At 55.5% G+C, this 3,241-nt stretch carries 6 protein-coding genes; 5 read left to right on the plus strand and 1 reads right to left on the minus strand.

All coding sequences use genetic code 11. The features are described from left to right. Positions 1 to 71: 71 nt before the first annotated feature. The gene (locus tag HIJ39_RS22090; protein WP_169103202.1) at positions 72 to 722 is read right to left on the minus strand and encodes an APC family permease; all 651 of its coding nucleotides are present in this window, start codon (positions 720 to 722) and stop codon (positions 72 to 74) included. A 343-nt stretch (positions 723 to 1,065) separates the two neighbouring features. Between HIJ39_RS22090 and HIJ39_RS22095 the strand changes: the two genes are divergently transcribed. From HIJ39_RS22095 to HIJ39_RS22115, 5 genes are all read left to right on the plus strand, one after another. Further along, the gene (locus HIJ39_RS22095; RefSeq protein ID WP_169103201.1) at positions 1,066 to 1,515 is read left to right on the plus strand and encodes a hypothetical protein; all 450 of its coding nucleotides are present in this window, start codon (positions 1,066 to 1,068) and stop codon (positions 1,513 to 1,515) included. Then, on the plus strand, positions 1,401 to 1,655 hold the full coding sequence (locus HIJ39_RS25345; protein WP_169103203.1) for an ABC transporter substrate-binding protein: 255 nt from the start codon (positions 1,401 to 1,403) through the stop codon (positions 1,653 to 1,655). The genes HIJ39_RS22095 and HIJ39_RS25345 overlap by 115 nt, the downstream gene beginning before the upstream one ends. Next, positions 1,612 to 2,205: an ABC transporter substrate-binding protein gene (locus tag HIJ39_RS22105; RefSeq protein ID WP_169103204.1), complete on the plus strand. Its 594-nt coding sequence runs from the start codon at positions 1,612 to 1,614 to the stop codon at positions 2,203 to 2,205. The genes HIJ39_RS25345 and HIJ39_RS22105 overlap by 44 nt, the downstream gene beginning before the upstream one ends. Next, positions 2,150 to 2,812: an ABC transporter substrate-binding protein gene (locus HIJ39_RS22110; RefSeq protein WP_169103205.1), complete on the plus strand. Its 663-nt coding sequence runs from the start codon at positions 2,150 to 2,152 to the stop codon at positions 2,810 to 2,812. The genes HIJ39_RS22105 and HIJ39_RS22110 overlap by 56 nt, the downstream gene beginning before the upstream one ends. A gap of 106 nt (positions 2,813 to 2,918) precedes the next feature. Then, the coding region (locus HIJ39_RS22115) for an IS110 family transposase (protein WP_243239910.1) at positions 2,919 to 3,241 on the plus strand (323 nt) is incomplete at its 3' end.

Here is a 3,241-nt window from a genome sequence, read left to right on the forward strand (position 1 = left end):
ACCCCACGGGAGCCGTTCTCCCGAAAGCCTTTTAGGGATTTATCAGTTATCCACAACCCGGGATGATAGTATCAGGAAAATAGACCGAAAATCATGCCGAGTCCAATGCCACTCCAACCGGTCTTGGATAACCGCGGCGTGAACGTGGCCAGGGTATTGTGGCTGCCAGCCTTGTCGATTAACAGGACGGCCAGCACGCATAGCACAACGATTTCGATACTACCGACGATCATGGAATACACCAACGACTGTTTGATACCAACGTAAGCAATGGACCACACGAAGAGAGCTGCCACCATGGAAAACGGCCACCAGAGCCAGCCAGCCAAATGGATCCCCAGCCCTAATTCTAAAAGAGCCCGAACCACCCAGCCGAAAAACAACACGAGGGCCGGGGCATTAAGTCCTTGATATAGCACATAGAGCCAGCCCATAAAGGCACCCGCGTACGGTCCGGCCCCGTGGGCCACCCAAGAATAATAGCCACCGGCACTGGAAATCTTGCGGGAGAACTGGATGAGTGTGTTAGCGCTAAAAAACGCGGCAATTAGCGCCAACAGAATGGCCAACGGCATCGCTCCCATTGAATAGGCAGCGATGGCGGTCAGCCCCGACACGACGGTTCCTGTCGGACTCATTTGGGAAGCCGATTGAAAGATTACATGAAGAAGTCCCAACGCGTTGCGCGCCAGCCCAGAGGAAGAAGTATTGACCTGCGCCATCGGAAGATCCTCCTGGTTTTAGTTTCAGTAAAATCTATTACAGACTATAATATCATCACTTGACTTGCAATCTTAATTTTTCTCATTTGGAGCATACATTCCTCGCCGTAGAAGTGATTTGGATTGGAGGTGAACCAAGTCTCGATGGTCGTACCACGTCGGAGTACAGGGGTATTTTGGGGACCCCAAGCGGATCGAAGCGGCGGTCCTCATTGGCAATGGCATTGATTTGCGGTACGAAAAGGTTTAAAGTCTATTTATACTATCAGCAAACTATACATTAATGTCGACGATGGAAGCAGTTTCTGTCCGCCGGTACACGTTACACCTAGGAGGCATTTCTTTGAAGACACGTGCATTGACCGTGACATCGGCAGCCTTGGCCATGGGCATCGCGGCCGTGGCAGCGGGATGTGGATCCACTAGCCACTCCGCGGCCAGTGCCGGGGCCACCGGCACGCTCACCACCGCCGTCACCCCCGCGACCAATTTAGACTGGTTTTTGCCCATTGATCCAGCTTCCAACAACTACATCTATAATGCCACGCTCGACGACCAGATTTTCAAACCGTTGATTTTCTTGAATGACCAGTACCACATCGTCTGGAAGTCCTCGGTCGCATCTAAAATCACCTATAACCACACGGGCACGGTCTATCACGTGTTTTTAAGCCGCAAATGGCGTGGTCCAACGGTCAACCCGTCACCGCCAAGGACTTGCTGTTTACCTGGAACGTCGTCAAGGCCGCATCATCCAAGGCGGCTTCCACCCCCTGGCCCTATACCGGCGTAGGAACGGGAGACATTCCCAATGGCGTTCAAAGCGTGGTCGAGAACAACCCCCACGAAGTCACGTTTACCTTGACCAAGCCGGCCAACCAAGAATGGTTTGTTTATTTACAACGGGCTCATCCAGCTGACGCCGATGCCTGAAGCGGCCCTCAACAAATACGCGCAGGGTCCCCATCCCACCGTAGCTGACTGGATCAAAGAAGCGAACTACCTAGGTGCCTTGGGGGGAAGTCCCAAGGCCGCCGAAAAGGCTAGTGACGGCCCCTTCGAACTGGTCAGCGCAACGCCTAACCAGAACTGGGTCTTGAAGCCTAACCCGGATTATGGCGGGCACAAGGCCCAAATCAAGAAGCTGGAATTTGTGTATGAGGCCTCGTCTACGTCCGAGTTTGCGGCCTTAAAAACCGGACAAATCGACCTCGGCTACCTCGACCCCTCCCAACTCGGCTCCAAGGGCGAGCTTACGGCTCTCGGGGACAAGCTGGTTCCAGGGTACGCCTTGGGCGTGTCATGGATCCAAATGAATATGTTTTCCGGCAGTAAATATGCGGCGATCTTCGATCACCACTATGTCCGCGAAGCCTTGGCGCTGGCGATGGACCAAAATGCCATCGTTCAGGACATTTATAAGGGATATGGCGCGCCTCAGTACGGGGCCGATTCCGGCCGTCCCCCGTTCCCAATATTATGATGCAAGTGCTGAGCCCAAGATCCCCTATGACCCGGAGCGGGCCAAGCGATTATTGGAATCGCACGGCTGGCGGATCAAGAACGGAGTTATGACCAACGCCCAGGGCCAATCCTTGAATCTCACTCTGTTGTGGGTCACGGGCAGTAGCGTCACCCAAGAACTGGTCCAACTGTTGCAACAAGAGTGGGCCAACATCGGCGTGAAAGTCACCTTGAAGGGCGTTAACTTTAATGAGGCCCTTACCCTTACCAGTCACAATCCCACCAACACCTGGCAGTTGGGGTTGGCTGGATGGGAATATAATGGGCCAGTCTGGCTCCCGACCGGGGGACAGATCTTTAGTTCCACGGCCCCGCAAGGCACAGGCTACGCGAATGCTCACGAAGACGCCTTAATCGCCGCCACCCATCAACCGACGGCCAACAATGCGCAATTCCTGCGGGTATTCGACCAATATGAAGCCTATACGGCCCAGCAATTACCCTTCCTGTGGCTACCGAATCAAGCCACCATTAACGTCGTCGCACCCCAAGTGCACGGCGCCATTCGCTGGGGCAATCCCGTCACCAACGATCCCCAGTTCAACCGCATGCGGTTATCCCAGTGAATCGCATCGAGGAGCCGGACCAAATGACGTCCGGCTCCATCCTTTATGGGGCGTTTCGGGACCGCCTAGTCGTTGTCGGACCAGAGCGAACATCCCTCCCACACTGATGACCTGGCTGCGGCAGCATCGATACCCGTGGGCAGTCCGGGCGCTGGTGGCCCAACTGCAAGCCTTGCAAGCGGAGCATCGCGCATTGCGTAAACACCTGGAAGAGCTTTTTATGGCGAACCCGGATGCTGACCTCTGGATGAGCGTACCTGGCGTCGCCGTCACGCTGGGCGCTCGTCGCCTGGCCGGGTTCGGTCCCGACCGGGACCGGTTTGAGCGGGCGGAGGCGGCTCAAGCCCTGGCGGGCACCAGTCCCGTGCTCTACCAAAGCGGCAAACTCAAACGGGTGCATATGCGCCGTGCCTGCGACAAGCATTTTCG

This window comes from Sulfobacillus harzensis (assembly GCF_012933365.1).
GTDB lineage: Bacteria > Bacillota > Sulfobacillia > Sulfobacillales > Sulfobacillaceae > Sulfobacillus_B > Sulfobacillus_B harzensis.

Coding starts and splice junctions, on each gene's coding strand:
- HIJ39_RS22090 (WP_169103202.1), bottom strand. CDS start 722: ATGGCGCAGGTCAATACTTCTTCCTCTGGGCTGGCGCGCAACGCGTTG.
- HIJ39_RS25345 (WP_169103203.1), top strand. CDS start 1,401: ATGGCGTGGTCCAACGGTCAACCCGTCACCGCCAAGGACTTGCTGTTT.
- HIJ39_RS22110 (WP_169103205.1), top strand. CDS start 2,150: ATGGCGCGCCTCAGTACGGGGCCGATTCCGGCCGTCCCCCGTTCCCAA.